The organism is Desulfovibrio sp. Fe33 (assembly GCF_028532725.1).
Lineage (GTDB): Bacteria > Desulfobacterota > Desulfovibrionia > Desulfovibrionales > Desulfovibrionaceae > Pseudodesulfovibrio.
This window is the reverse complement of the sequence record NZ_JAQKGU010000004.1, coordinates 83,446-96,684: the sequence shown is the minus strand read 5'-3', so window position 1 is coordinate 96,684 and position 13,239 is coordinate 83,446. Positions and strand designations below refer to the sequence as shown.

Here is a 13,239-nt window from a genome sequence, read left to right as displayed (position 1 = left end):
TCCGTTAGATGATGCCGTGCAAGGGGCCGCCCTTGGCGCCCAGTTCGTCCACCCGCTTCTCCACTTCCGGGTCTTCCTCAAGGGGCGGGGCGTGATAGGTCTTGAGGCGGGCGTCGACGACGAGCGCCTTTTCCGCGCCCCAGTGCTTGGCGTGGGTGAATGCGCCCGCGCCGTAAATGTCGGTGGCCGGATCGGACCGGGTGAAGGCCACCCAGAGGAAATTATCCCAGTTCTTCGCAGCGAATTCCGCGTCGTCGGCCACGACGATCAGGGGGAACCCCTCGATGCCGGGGACCTTCCCCAGCATTTCGCCCAGCCGCTCCAGGGCGGGGTCCTGCTGGTCCCGCTTGCGGCGATGCTTGGGCCCCTTGATGACCAGAATCCCCGGCGCAAAGACTTGCGGATCGCGGAAACCGCGCGGCAGGTCGAGTCCGCCAGGCACTTCCGAGGCCAACTCGCGCTTGCGGCTTCCGGCCACGGCCAGGATGAGCTTGGAGCCCTGGTTCAGGCTGATGCCGGAGTAATCCAGGGTGTCTATGGTGGTCCGGGTGATGAAATGCAGATCGCGGGTCAAATCCGCCCGTTCCAACAAATGGCGGAAAAACTCCGGCACGTCGTGGCAGCCGATCCCGGCGGGCAGATCCTCCCGCGCGACGATGAGCACATACTTGGACAGCGACGTCTGGGTGTTGCCGAGCAGGGCCATGGCGTTGGTCAAGAGTTCCTGGGGCTGCCGCTCGGCCGCGTACGGCACATACCGTTCACTGCCAACGGCCAGAAGCAGCGGGTGCACGCCTGCCGCATCCACCGCATGGACTTCGTGCACGCCGGCGAAAACCGACGGGACCAGCTCGGCGGTCAGCTCATGAACAAATGCGCCGAACAGGGTGTCTTCCTGAGGAGGACGTCCCACCGTGGTGAAAGGCCAGACCGCGTCGTCGCGATGGTAGACCTTGTCCACCCTGAGAACGGGAAAGTCGTGGGCCAGACTGTAGTACCCCAGATGATCGCCGAACGGCCCCTCGGGCCTCTCCAAGCCCTGGATCACGGTTCCGCAAATGCAGAAATCGGCTTCGGCCGGAATGGGCAGACCGCCGGGCCGCCTGACCATGGGAATGCGGTGGCCGCCCAGCGCCCCTGCGAAAAAGAGTTCGGCCAGCCCCTCGGGCAGGGGCATCATGGCTGCCACGGTCATGGCGGGAGCACCGCCGACCGCGATGTTCACCTTGAGGGACTCGCCCCGCTTGATGGCCTCGGCATGATGATGTCCGATGCCCCGGTGAATCTGATAGTGCAGCCCCACCTCACGGTCTTTTTCAAACTCGTTGCCCGAAAGCTGGACGCGATACATGCCCAGATTCGATCCGGCAAAGCCCGGCGCGGAGGGATTTTCCGAATACACCTGGGGCAACGTCACGTAAGGGCCGCCGTCCATGGGCCAGGACTTGAGCGCGGGCAGACTGGAAATGGCCGTTTCGTTGGCCATGACCGGCCCGTTCGAGACGGTCCTGGGCATGGTGTGCCAGGCGGTTTTAGGCGCGCCGAGGTATCGCCAGGGGTGACGCAAACACTCCATGGGATCAAGCTTGAGCTTCATCAACCGCTCCACCATTTCCACGGTGTCGCGAAAGATGAAGCGCATCCGCTCGCGAGTGCCGTACAGGTTGGCGGCCATGGGGAATCGGCATCCCCGGACATTGCTGAAGAGCAGGGCCGGGCCGTTGGCCTTGAAAACCCTGCGCTGGATGGCTCCTATCTCCAGGTCCGCGTCCACACTCTTTTCGATGCGGACGAGGTCCCCCTCTGCCTCAAGGGCGTCGAGGCATTCACGCGTATTCCTGTATCCCATTGCGGTTCCCGTTTCTTTGACTTGTGGCGAGCAATCTAGACGGAAATAGAGGAAAAGTTAAGCGGAGAATCCATCCATGCGGAAACCATGAAGCAAATGCCGCCGGGGCTAGTGCCTGGTCGGCAACGGCTCCCATACGCATTCGTAGCGTGTAAACGACAGGCGGCGGCAGGAAAGGTGCGGGTCTTCGCTCAAGGGGCGCATCCATCTCGTGGCGAGATTGCGGCACGTGTTGCAAAATTCCTCGGGGTAGCTGCACACAAGGCAATAGGGCTGATAATCGTCGCAGCTCGCTGAATTCCAGGGACGCTGACGGCCAAGAATGCACCTCTTGTGATAGAAGACGCATTCCTGGCAGTTGTTTGACATTGTTAATATTTTACGCATTTCCAAGTCCTCCGAACCGGGTATTGTCTCAGTATGGCTGTAAGCACGGCGAGAAAGTTTTTAGTATTATAATTTTTATCGCCACACCGACGAATTCGCCACGCAAAACACCCGAAGACTTCCAACTCGGCGAAATACCGCCGATCTCGCCGGACAACTCGGTCTTGTCATTTGCAGGGCATCTGCTAGGTTGCCATGGCAAACAACACATCGTGCTCGGAGGAAAACGATGCCCCTGATTCAATGGGACGAAACCATGGCCGTCGGCATGGAAGAGCTGGATGAACAGCACATGGAACTCATCGACCTCATCAACGAGGTTTATGAAGCCATCCAGCGCCACGACGAACCGATGATGTCCCGGATTCTCGAAAAGACGCGCAACTATTCCGACGCCCATTTCGAAACCGAAGAAGCGATCCTGCGCAGTTACGGCTACCCGAAAACCGAGGAGCACGGCGAACAGCATCGCACCTTCACCGCCAAATTGGACGAGTTCAAGCGCAACATGCACACCACGGCCAACCTCTCCCAGGTCTTCATTTTTCTCAGCCGCTGGCTAAGCAACCACATCATGAACGAAGACCGGGAATTCATCCCCTGGCTTCCGGAAACGAACGACGAGGGAGCGTAAGGCGAACGTCCTGAAGAAGAAAAGCAGGCGTTGAAAGCCGCTTTGCGGCAATAGCCTGGTGATTTCGCCTCCGGCGGGCTAGGGTTCGCCCCCTTGCATCCCCTGTATGCGCCTTCGGCGCGGACTTTTTTTCCGTTCCGCAGTGTCCTGCCGTGAAAGCGGGAAATTGATTATATGGGTCCATAATAAAAGCCCCCGCCGATCGGCAGGGGCTTTTATCATGCGTTCTATCCGGACCCGGCGGCCGGGCGGACTCCCCAAGCGGAAAGCCTGTCGGCGACGCCTCTACTCGTCCGTATGCGCCGTCAGGAACATGCTCTTCTCCAACGCCGCAAAAAACTGCTGGTAAATGATGGGATCGGAGATCGGCTCAATGTTGTATTGAGCGTTGGCCCTGACCGTCATCTGATCGGTTCCCCGGGGATACGTGTTCACGGTCATCCGCACCCGATATCCATGCAGCTTGGTTCCCGAAACCGAACCGAGCTCATAGGACGCCTTGTCAATGACGAACCCCAGGTCCTGCAGGGTCGCGATGACCGTCTGCAACGTTTTTTTCTTGTCTCCGGTGTCGAAGTAGCGCGTCTGCATGGCGCGCAGCTTGACCTGAGACTCGCCGTCGCTGTCCAGAATATTTCTTTGGGCCGTCTGGCAGCCTGCGAAAAACAAGAGAGCGACCAGAAGCAAAAGCGATTTCTTCATATTGTGTTAGCCTCTAGGAATAACGATTTCGACAATTTTTCAAAGAACTCTTTGTAGATCTGCTCATCATTAACCTGCCGCTGAGAATTGACCTGGCCCAACTTGTTGTAGATGACCTGCTGGAAGGTCACCCGCACAGCGGTGCTGCCCGGCGTATCCTTGACGGCAAGAAGCGCATCCAGATCGTTTGCCAGGGTATTCGCCGTATTTTCGGCGATGGTCTTGGCGATGCTTTCGCACGCATCCTTCGGGAATGCGTCCAACAGCCCTTCGTAGATCGCGTCGTGAACACGCCGTTTGACATCGGCGATCCGCTCCGGCGACAAATCCGTATCAGGCGTTTCGCTGTCCCCGTCCAAATGCCGAATTACCAGTGAGACCTTGACGAGCTGGGTCGCGTCCGCCGAATTCACCGCGTTGGGATTGTTGCCCAACGCCCCAAGCACGGCCAGCAGGAAGACCTGGCCGCCGTCGGTTGCGTCACGGTTCTTGGAAGCCACGACCACGCCCAACTCCGGATCGGTCTCGTCCAAATTGAAACCAAGGTCCTGGAGAACGGCGTTGGCAGCGACGAGAACGGCCATATCGTTGCCAGTGTCATACTGCCTGGTCTGAAGCTGCCTGTCGGCGAGAGACTCGGGCGATAATTGAAGAGCGTCCTGGGGGATGCGCGCGGCGCACCCCGTCGTCAGGAAAAGCATAAGTAATAAGCTAAACCATTTCCGGTACATAGCCACATACCGCCCGGCTAGAAACTGGACTGCCGATAAGCGAAGTCCCGAACGAGATTGTTCTCGTCATACTTGATGATGATCGTAAGCGTCCTCTGGGTCGAACTCGCGGCTCCGCTGCTGCCGCTATAGTTGCCGCCTCCGGCCGCCCCTCCGACGCCTCCGAAGACAAGGCCCAGAACGCCGACGCCGCCCGAAGAAGATGAGTACACATGTTCGGTGGACACCTTGTCATAAACCCAGACTTCTCTCCGTTGGGAATCGGTCGTGACCATATTGGGAGCCCCCAGGATGCCGGCCACGTCCGCGCTGGACATCCCGACCTTGATCTCCTTTTGGACTGTTCCCACGGTCAGCTTGTCGCCGGAATCGTCACGCACGTCGTCCCGGTGCTGCTTGGCGGCCATACACCCGGCGCTCGCCAACAATGCAAACGTCAGGATCATAGACAGAAATACTCTCATACTCACCTCTAATCGCGGCTTTATGTTGAACAAGGATGCAAATCTAACTTTCGACTTAAGGAAATGTCTAGAGATTTATCGATCTCATTGTGCTTCCATGATAAGAAGAACTGTTTGGGCTTCCCTGACTAATCCTTCGGATATGTGAATATGATTCAAGCGATGACATCCCTCACACGCTGCGACATTTGCGTCGGAATGGGGACGGCGGCGAGCAGAAGAGTAAGGGATAGGGCGCAAAAGCAAAAAAGCCACCTGAAATAAGGCGGCTTTTTGAACAGCATGGTATGCTGTGAGATAACGCGGTGGCGGGCTATACAAGATTCGAACTTGTGACCTCTTGCTCCGGAGGCAAGCACTCTATCCAACTGAGCTAATAGCCCGCGGGAAGAAAGTAGCTATACTTCGCTCAACCCTTTGTCAAGGCCATACTGTCGACCGGATAAAGGAAACCTGGGAAGCCCGGAAACCACGCCGGGCGGTTTCCCCTTGCGGGCAAGTATCATAAAAGTCTATACGTCTGACAAATCGAACATGTGGGAGAACCATGGACATCAAACGGATTATTCTCGCGGTCAGCGGCGCCAGCGGCACCGTGTACGCGGCGGCTCTTGTCGACGCCTTGACCGGACGTGAAGACGTGGAACTGCACGTCATAGTATCGGACGCCGCGCGACGGGTTCTCGCGGTTGAGACCGACCTTCCCCCGGACGCATTGGAACGCGGCGCAGCCGCGTCCTATTCACAGGACGACATAGCAGCCCCTCCTGCCAGCGGCTCCTGGAAGCATAGCGGCATGATCGTCTGCCCCTGCTCCATGGCGACCATGTCCGCCGTGGCGACCGGCTTCGGCCACACCCTCATTCACCGGGCCGCCGACGTCTGCCTCAAGGAACGGCGCAGACTGATCCTGGTCCCCCGCGAAACCCCCTTCACCACCATCCATCTGCAAAACATGCTCACGGCGACCCAGGCCGGAGCTGTCGTGTTACCGGCGAGTCCGGGCTTCTACCACCGCCCGGAGACCATCAAGGATCTGGCAAGCCAGGTGGCGGGCAAGATTCTCGATCAACTGGATATCCCCCACAACCTTTTCAAGCGGTGGGGAGACTAGGAGAAGCGCCATGGAGATAACCTGGTTCGGCCACGCGAATTTCAGAATCAAGGCCGCAGACGCAACCCTGTTCATCGACCCGTTTTTCGTGGGCAATCCCAGCGCCCCCACGTCATACAAGGACGTGGACGAATGCAACCTCATCCTGGTGACCCACGACCACCACGACCACATCGGCCAGACCCTCGAACTTGCCGTCAAGCACGACGCCGAGGTGGTGGCCATGTTCGACGTCATCCAAAATCTAATTGAAATGGGCCTGCCCGAACACCTGGGCGTGGGCATGAACATCGGCGGCACGGTCAATCGCCTAGGACTGGACATTCAGATGGTCCAGGCCATGCACTCTTCGGCCACAGGTATGCCCGCAGGCTTCATCATCACCGAACCGGGCGGTCTGTGCATCTACGATTCGGGCGACACCGGCCTGTTCGGCGACATGGAATTATTCGGGGCGTTCCACGATATCGACGTGGCCATCCTGCCTATCGGCGGAAGGTTCACCATGGACTCCGTCCAGGCGGCCTACGCCTGCAAGCTGCTCAAGTGCAAGAAGATCATTCCCCAGCACTGGGGCACCTGGGGCATACTGGACCAGAACACCCGGTCCCTGGCCGAACAACTGACCCTAATCGCCCCGGCCACCGAGATGCTTGAACTGGAGATCGGCAAACCCGCAATCCTCTAGCGGATCGACGCGCATCGCGCCCCGCAGGGATTCACTCCGATGCGGTCACGAATCCCGCGTCGCCTTGAGAGCCTGCAAAGCGGCATGAATTTTCTCCCCGCGCTTGGGGCCGATGCCGGACAATCCGCCGAGGGCGTCCGGCCCGGCTTCGAGCATGGCGTCCAGCGACTCGAAGCGGTCCCACAAGATGCGGGCCGTCTTGGGTCCGATGCCGGGCAAGGAGGTCAACTCGCTGCTCAGGACAGCCTTCTTGCGCGCCCTGCGCTGCCTGCCCAGGACAAATCTGTGAGCCGCGTCACGAATCATTTGCAGGAACAGCAATTCCGGGCTGCCGGGCTTGAGCGGCATGGGGTTCTTGCGCCCGGGCCGGAAGACAACGTCACCCAGCTCGCCCGCCCTGCGCGATTCGCCCTTGGCGATGGCGGCCAGCTCCCAGCCGCACTCCACGGTGCATTCCGCCAATCCCTTTTCCACGGCGGAAAGCTGCCCCCGGCCGCCGTCGATCAGCACCAGATCAGGCCACGGGGGGCCGGACTCCACGCGTCGACGGGCCCATCCGGCCAAGGCCGCGTAATCGTCCGCCGCGCCCTCCAGCTCGGGAAAGGCATAGAGCCGGGATGCGTCGGGATTGCGCCGCCCGTCCTCGAAAACCACCTGCCCCACGCGCATGTCCTTGCCGGACAGGTGCGAAGCGTCCACGCACTCGATGCGCACGGGCTCCTCGGGCAGACGCAGGACCTTACGCAGCCTTGAAGTGATGGTCTCCTGCGACTCCATGGCCTGCGCCGCGACGTTGCGGGCGATGCCGAGCAATTGTTTTTCCTGGGTATTCCTGGGTGAAACGATGCGCACGGCCGCTCCGCTCCGCTCGGCCAGGACCTCGGGAAGCGGAGATTCCTCCAACTCCATGGGCACGATCACCATGGACGGGATAAACCGCCCCGGCCCGTAGAACTGACCGATAAAACTCTCCACCACCTCCGGGCCCTCGTCCAATGTCAGTCCGGGCCAGAAGAACTGCTTCTGGTCGAGCAGCCGCCCCTGACGCACGAAAAGCAGCCCGAGACCGAGACCCTGCCCGTTTTCGGCAAGACCGATCACATCACGGTCGCGGTTGTCGTGAATGACTGCGGCCTGCCCTTCCACGGTCTTTCCCACAGCCCGGATCTGATCGCGGTACTCGGCGGCCCGCTCGTACTCCATATCCCGGGAAGCCTCCTTCATCTTGCGGGTGAGATCATCCACAAGTTCCATGCTCCTCCCGGAAAGCAGCATCTCCACACGATGAACCATCTCCGCATAGGCGGCACGGTCCACGTCCTTGACGCAGGGGCCCCAACACTGGCCGATGTCGTGATACAGGCAGGGGCGCACCCGGTTGCGAAAGGCGGTGTCCTTGCATTTACGCAGGGGAAACACCTTGCCGAGCAGCTTCCAGACAGTGCGCGCGGCCGAGGCGGAAGTGAACGGCCCGAAATAGACCGCCCCGTCGCGGACCACCTTGCGGGTCATGGCCAGACGAGGAAACTCCGACTGGCGGTCAAGACGGAAAAGGACATACTGCTTGTCGTCCTTGAGGACGATGTTGTAGCGCGGCCGATGCTTCTTGATGAGCCCGGACTCCAGGAGCAGGGCCTCCTTCTCGGTGGCCGTGAGCAGGATGTCCACATGCCGTATGTGGCTGACCAGGGCCCGCGTCTTCGGAGTATGGGCGGCGGTGTTTCGGAAATAGGAAGCAAGCCTGCGGCGCAATCGCTTGGCCTTGCCGACATAGAGAATGCGGCCCCGCCCATCCTTCATTAAATATACGCCCGGAGTGTCCGGGAAGTGATCGGCAAAAAATTTGTACTCGGTGTCCATGGCGATGCGTTTTCTTCAATAATTTTTTAACTGCATTAAACCATATCGGAAAAAGCGGCGTAAATCACTCCCGAAAATCAACTATACAACACATTGTTTTATAAGTATTAATTTTGCATCAACAAACAGAATGGCTCAATCGTTTGGCCGGTAAAAAAATTTTTACTCTGTTGCATTTTTTAGCCGGAATTCCTTGCAAAAAGATATGGGCTGGGATAAACGGTAGCCAGTTAAGGCGTTAACTTGGTCTCTAATTGCAAAAAAAAGGAAGATCACAAATGAAACGTTTGACTCTGCTCGCAGTCGCCCTGGTTATGGTCCTGGGCATGGCTGTGTCCGCTTCCGCGGCTCCCGAGGTTTCCATCTCCGGTAACCTCCTGATCAACGCCATCTGGAAAGGCAACTGGGACTTCGACAAGAATGCTGGCGAAAAGGCCACCGAAATCCGTCAGCGTGCCGACCTGTACTTCACCGTTACCGCCAACGAGAACCTGAAAGGCGTTCTCGGTTTCCGTTCCGTGAAGGCTAACTGGGGCCAGGCTGGCTGGGAACTGGACGGCGCTGGTGGCGGCAAGACCAACACCATCGACATCCGCGATGCTTACATCGACTTCAACTGGCCGGGCACTGACGTCAACGTCAAGGCCGGTCTGTACACCGTCGCTCTGCCCGCTTCCGTGGGTGGCGCTTCCATGATCCTCGGCGAGCGCGCCGGTGCCGTCATGGTTTCCGCTCCGATGACCGACAACGTCTCCGTCCTGGCTGGTTACACCCGCCTGTTCGACCTGGACGACAACGAGGACAGCGCTGCCGCTCTCGACAATTCCTACCTGGACGGCTACCTGGTCGCTCTGCCCCTGAACTTCGAAGGCTTCGCCGCTACCCCGTTCTTCCTGTACGGCAACGGTGGCAAGAACTTCCCCGAGTCTGGTGAGGATGTTTCCGCCTACTGGCTCGGCTCCAACTTCACCATGTCCATCCTGGATCCCTTCATCGTGAAGGCTGACATCAACTACGGCAACCTCGACGCCGACACCGATGCTCTTGACGCTTCCGGTTGGCTGTTCGACCTGGGTCTGGACTACACCGGTTTTGACTTCATGACCGTGTCCACCTACTTCGCTTACTCCACCGGTCGTGACGACGATGCCAGCAACGGCTCCGAAGCCATGCCCATCCTGAACTCCGACTGGGCTGTTGGTTCCTTCTTCTTCGGCGGCGGTTCCATCACCTCTGACGACATCAACGGCGGCGACGTCGAAGCCGGCTTCTGGACCATCGGCGCCTCTCTGCTGGACATCCAGTCCTTCGCTGAAGGCCTGACCCACACCGTGCACGTCCTGTACGCCAAGGGTACCAACGACAAGAAGGCTCCTGGCCTGACCTACGGCAAGGGCCTGACCGAAGACGACTCCCTGTGGGAAGTTGACTTCAACACCGACTACAAGATCTACGACGAGCTGACCCTGTACACCCAGCTGGGTTACATCAACTCCGACTTCGACAAGGACGTCTGGGGCGACGATGTCAAGAATGACGCTTGGAAGGTCGCTACCGGTGTTGTCTACAAGTTCTAAGCTCGCTTAGAACCGTAAGCTGAAAAGCTTATCTGCCAAGTAACGCCAGAGGGCCGGGGAGTGCAAACCCCGGCCCTCTTTCTTTGTGAGCCCGCCCTCGACTTTTGATCTTCGCTCGGCTATTAAATATCCCCTTGGACGAACAATCAGACAACCGCCTTTCATGAGGTCGACATGCCCTGTAGAGATTTGACATACACCAACCCGGAAGACTGGACCGCCATCGGCGCGTGGCTTGAAAAACGCAAGGACCCGGATACCAAGGTGGACTCCATCGTGCGGAACATCCTCGCCGATGTCCGCGAGCGCGGTGATGAAGCTCTGGCCGAATACACCCGCAAATTCGATTGCCCGGACTTCGACAAGGCCGCCCTTCGAGTTCCCGCCGAAGCCATCACCGCCGCCCTTTCAGACATCCCCGCAGAAGACGCGGACATCCTCCGGGAAGCCATTGCCCGTGTCCGCGCCTTCCACATGAACCAGAAGGAAAAGTCCTGGTGGACCACCGCCGAGGACGGCACCATACTCGGACAGATGGTCCGGCCCGTCGACCGCGTCGGGCTGTATGTTCCCGGCGGACAAGGCGGGGAGACCCCGCTCATCTCCAGCCTGATAATGAATGCCATTCCGGCCCAGGTGGCGGGCGTCGAATCTATCGCCGTGACCTCGCCGCCGCGCAAGGACGGAACGCTCAATCCCTACATCCTTGCCACGGCCGCCCTGCTCGGCCTGGACGAAATTTATCTCGCAGGTTCCGCATGGGCCATTGCGGCCCTCGCCTTCGGCACCGAAGCCATCGCCCCGTGCGACGTGCTGGCCGGGCCGGGCAACATCTTCGTGGCCACAGCCAAAACCCAGCTCATAGGCCAGGTTGGCATAGACATGGTAGCCGGCCCCTCTGAAATCGTCATCCTTGCGGACGATTCGGCCAATGCCGACTGGCTGGCCGCCGACATGCTGTCCCAGGCGGAACACGATCCTCTTGCCGCGTCCATACTCGTCACCCCGGACACAGACCTGGCCGCGAAGGTGCGCGAGGCGCTCAAGACACAGTGCAAGGCCCTGCCACGCTGCGACATCGCCGCAAAATCCCTGGAAAACTGGGGAGCAATCATCACCGTGCCCGACATCGCGACCGGCGCGGAAATGGTCAATCATCTTGCTCCCGAACACCTTGAACTCGCGGTGGCGGACCCTTGGTCCATTCTCGGTTCCATCCGCCACGCCGGGGCCATCTTCATGGGGCACAATTCTCCCGAGCCGGTAGGCGACTACTTCGCCGGGCCCAACCACGTTCTCCCCACACTGCGTACGGTCCGTTTTTCCTCGGCTCTTTCCGTGCAGAACTTCTGCAAGAAATCCAGCGTGATCGCAGCCAGCCCGAGCTATGTCGCCGAACATGGCGCCAAGATCGCCCGCCTGGCCAGGCTGGAAGGGCTCGAAGCCCACGCCCGCAGCGTGGAACAACGCAACAAGTAACAATACCTTAAAAGAAGGAATACCATGGCTGCCGTTCTTGAAACCAACATTTCCGAGTATCCGCTCATTTCCAGGGGCAAGGTCCGCGACATCTACGAAATTGATGCGGACACCCTGCTCCTGGTGACCACCGACCGCATCTCCGCCTTCGACGTGGTCATGCCCGACCCCATTGAGGGCAAAGGCAAGGTGCTCAACCAGATCACCCTTTTCTGGATGAAGATGATGGAGGACCTGGTCCCCAATCATGTCATCGCCACCAACGTCGACGACTACCCTGAGCCGCTGCGCAAGTATCGCGATCAGCTTCAGGACCGTTCGGTGCTGGCCAAAAAGGCCAAGCCCCTGCCGATCGAATGCATCGTGCGCGGCTTCATCACCGGCTCGGGCTGGTCAGACTACCTCAAGACCGGTGAGGTCTGCGGCCACAAGCTGCCCGAGGGACTGAAGGAATCCGAGATGCTCGAAAAGCCCCTGTTCACCCCCTCCACCAAGGCCGAACTGGGCGCGCACGACGAGAACATCTCCCTGGACAAGGCCGCCGACCTGCTCGGCGAGGAGATGATGCGCAAGGTGGAGAAGCTGGCGCTTTCCATCTATACCCGCGCCCGCGACTACGCAAAGGAACGCGGCATCCTCATCGCGGACACCAAATTCGAATTCGGGGTCATCGACGGCGAACTGATCTTCATCGACGAAGCCCTGACCCCCGACTCCTCCCGCTTCTGGCCCGAGGAAGGATATGCGCCCGGCAAGTCCCAGCCGAGCTTCGACAAGCAGTATTTCCGTAACTGGCTGATGGAGATTGGCTTCAACAAGCAGCCGCCCGCGCCGCGCATCCCTGCGGATATCGCCGAGCGGACCCGCGAAAAATACCTCGAAGCCTACAAGCTCCTGACCGGAGAAGACCTGAACCTGTAGGAGGTCATATGCCTGAATGGCTGCAACTCGTCCTGCTGGTGATCCTGGGCCTGGTCATAGGCCGGGTCCTGCGTGGGAAATTCGGCGGGGGATGAGGCCCCGGCCCGAATCAGTGCGGCTGGACGCCGCCTGACGACAAGGATAAGAAATAAGGGAAACGGGAGCGGGCGCGCCCTTGACAGGCGCGTCGAATCCCAATATGTAACCTCTCTTGCCTTGCTCTCCGCCACGTGGCGGAGGGCCAATGACCAAAAGGAGAATGAAATGGCAAACAATTACGAGACGCTCGTCCTGCTCTCTCCGGAGCTGGCTGAGGAAGACAGGAAATCTATCCTGGACACCCTCACCGGCATCGTGGATCGCGATGGCGGCAAAATGGTTGAGACCGACGATTGGGGAATGCGCCAGTTGGCCTACCCCGTCCAGAAGCAGACCCGTGGATACTACGTTCGCCTGGTGTTCGAAGCCCCCGGCGCGCTGGTTGCCGAGCTTGAGCGCAACATCCGCATCACCGACGGCATCTTCAAGTTCATGACCGTCAAACTGGCTGCCTAGGAGGTTTCACCATGGCTTTCCGCAAAAAATTCACCCCGAGGAAGAAGTTCTGCCGCTTCTGCGCGGACGCAGAACTGCCCCTGGACTACAAGCGTCCGGACATCCTCCGCGATTTCGTCACCGAGCGCGGCAAGATCATTGCCCGCCGCATCACCGGCACCTGCGCCAAGCACCAGCGTCGGCTGACCAACGAAATCAAGCGCGCCCGTCAGATGGCCCTGCTTTTCTACACCACCGTTCACAGCACTGATGTGAAGAAACGGAGCTCCATGTAGGAG

13 protein-coding genes and 1 tRNA gene are annotated in these 13,239 nt (G+C 59.4%); 8 read left to right on the top strand and 6 right to left on the bottom strand.

What is annotated here, in order from left to right:
- Positions 1-4: 4 nt before the first annotated feature.
- The gene (locus PSN43_RS07395; RefSeq protein ID WP_272700086.1) at positions 5-1,849 is read right to left on the bottom strand and encodes a UbiD family decarboxylase; all 1,845 of its coding nucleotides are present in this window, start codon (positions 1,847-1,849) and stop codon (positions 5-7) included.
- Positions 1,850-2,465: 616 nt separating this feature from the next.
- On the opposite strand from PSN43_RS07395, the gene PSN43_RS07390 reads away from it, so the two are divergent.
- Positions 2,466-2,870: a bacteriohemerythrin gene (locus PSN43_RS07390; protein ID WP_272700085.1), complete on the top strand. Its 405-nt coding sequence runs from the start codon at positions 2,466-2,468 to the stop codon at positions 2,868-2,870.
- Between the two features lie 285 nt (positions 2,871-3,155).
- On the opposite strand, the gene PSN43_RS07385 is transcribed toward PSN43_RS07390, so the two are convergent.
- From PSN43_RS07385 to PSN43_RS07370, 4 genes are all read right to left on the bottom strand, one after another.
- Positions 3,156-3,572, bottom strand: a complete 417-nt coding sequence (locus PSN43_RS07385) for a lipoprotein (protein ID WP_272700084.1) — start codon at positions 3,570-3,572, stop codon at positions 3,156-3,158.
- Positions 3,569-4,273, bottom strand: a complete 705-nt coding sequence (locus PSN43_RS07380) for a hypothetical protein (RefSeq protein ID WP_272700083.1) — start codon at positions 4,271-4,273, stop codon at positions 3,569-3,571. Before PSN43_RS07380 ends, PSN43_RS07385 begins: the two co-directional genes overlap by 4 nt.
- 47 nt (positions 4,274-4,320) lie before the next feature.
- Entirely contained in the window at positions 4,321-4,767 is a 447-nt protein-coding gene (locus PSN43_RS07375) for a hypothetical protein (RefSeq protein WP_272700082.1), read from the bottom strand.
- A gap of 306 nt (positions 4,768-5,073) precedes the next feature.
- Positions 5,074-5,150, bottom strand: a tRNA-Arg gene (locus PSN43_RS07370).
- A 164-nt stretch (positions 5,151-5,314) separates the two neighbouring features.
- On the opposite strand from PSN43_RS07370, the gene PSN43_RS07365 reads away from it, so the two are divergent.
- Positions 5,315-5,881, top strand: a complete 567-nt coding sequence (locus PSN43_RS07365; protein ID WP_272700081.1) for a UbiX family flavin prenyltransferase — start codon at positions 5,315-5,317, stop codon at positions 5,879-5,881.
- Positions 5,882-5,891: 10 nt separating this feature from the next.
- Positions 5,892-6,569, top strand: coding sequence for a metal-dependent hydrolase (locus PSN43_RS07360; RefSeq protein ID WP_272700080.1), 678 nt, complete (start codon positions 5,892-5,894; stop codon positions 6,567-6,569).
- 45 nt (positions 6,570-6,614) lie between these two features.
- On the opposite strand, the gene uvrC is transcribed toward PSN43_RS07360, so the two are convergent.
- Positions 6,615-8,429 carry an excinuclease ABC subunit UvrC gene (uvrC, locus tag PSN43_RS07355; RefSeq protein ID WP_272700079.1) on the bottom strand — a complete coding sequence of 605 codons (1,815 nt, stop codon included), beginning with the start codon at positions 8,427-8,429 and terminating at the stop codon, positions 6,615-6,617.
- 278 nt (positions 8,430-8,707) lie between these two features.
- On the opposite strand from uvrC, the gene PSN43_RS07350 reads away from it, so the two are divergent.
- The 5 genes from PSN43_RS07350 to rpsR all read left to right on the top strand — a co-directional run bounded on the left by PSN43_RS07350 (position 8,708) and on the right by rpsR (position 13,236).
- A complete protein-coding gene (locus tag PSN43_RS07350; protein ID WP_272700078.1) occupies positions 8,708-10,006 on the top strand; it encodes an outer membrane homotrimeric porin in 1,299 nt (432 codons plus the stop codon).
- 174 nt (positions 10,007-10,180) lie between these two features.
- Positions 10,181-11,485, top strand: coding sequence for a histidinol dehydrogenase (hisD, locus tag PSN43_RS07345; protein ID WP_272700077.1), 1,305 nt, complete (start codon positions 10,181-10,183; stop codon positions 11,483-11,485).
- Positions 11,486-11,509: 24 nt separating this feature from the next.
- On the top strand, positions 11,510-12,406 hold the full coding sequence (locus PSN43_RS07340) for a phosphoribosylaminoimidazolesuccinocarboxamide synthase (protein WP_272700076.1): 897 nt from the start codon (positions 11,510-11,512) through the stop codon (positions 12,404-12,406).
- Positions 12,407-12,670: 264 nt separating this feature from the next.
- Positions 12,671-12,961 carry a 30S ribosomal protein S6 gene (gene rpsF / locus PSN43_RS07335; protein ID WP_272700075.1) on the top strand — a complete coding sequence of 97 codons (291 nt, stop codon included), beginning with the start codon at positions 12,671-12,673 and terminating at the stop codon, positions 12,959-12,961.
- Positions 12,962-12,972: 11 nt separating this feature from the next.
- Positions 12,973-13,236, top strand: coding sequence for a 30S ribosomal protein S18 (rpsR, locus tag PSN43_RS07330; protein WP_014321549.1), 264 nt, complete (start codon positions 12,973-12,975; stop codon positions 13,234-13,236).
- The last annotated feature ends 3 nt before the right edge of the window (positions 13,237-13,239 follow it).